The organism is Pandoraea sp. PE-S2R-1, from assembly GCF_002179865.1.
Classification (GTDB): domain Bacteria; phylum Pseudomonadota; class Gammaproteobacteria; order Burkholderiales; family Burkholderiaceae; genus Pandoraea.
The window spans coordinates 1-493 of record NZ_NGUR01000069.1; the positions used below are offsets into that span (position 1 = coordinate 1).

At 63.3% G+C, this 493-nt stretch carries 1 pseudogene; it reads right to left on the reverse strand.

Features of this window, described 5'->3' with window-relative positions:
• Nucleotides 1–493: pseudogene (locus CDV44_RS27070) on the reverse strand (imidazolonepropionase); the annotation flags it as partial.

Consider the following 493-nt stretch of genomic DNA (forward strand, 5'->3'; position numbering starts at 1 on the left):
CGGCAGCGAGGCTCGATCCGCCGAGGGGGGAGAGTTGCTCGGCGTGGAGCTTCACGGGTAACTTCAGCTTTTGCGCGCGCAGCAGCACCCGCATGACCTGCGCCGGTGAAAAAGCGATGGTCTCGCAGAACGCATCGACGGCGTCGACCAGATGTTCCTCGGCGAGCTTCGGCAGAATCTCCGAGCAGACATAGTTCACATACTCGTCGGCCTTGCCCGCGAACTCCGAGGGGACCGTATGCGCGGCCAGACACGTTGTCTTCACCGTCACCGGCAGCGCTTCACCGAGCCGACGCGCCACCCGCAGCATCTTGCGTTCACTATGCAGATCGAGGCCGTAACCCGACTTGATTTCCACCGTAGTGACGCCGTCGCGCATCAGGGCGAGCAGACGTTTGCGTGCCGACTCGAAGAGCGCGTCCTCTGTGGCATCGCGCGTGTGCCGCACCGTATGTTTGATCCCACCGCCGGCGGCCGAGATTTCGGCATAACT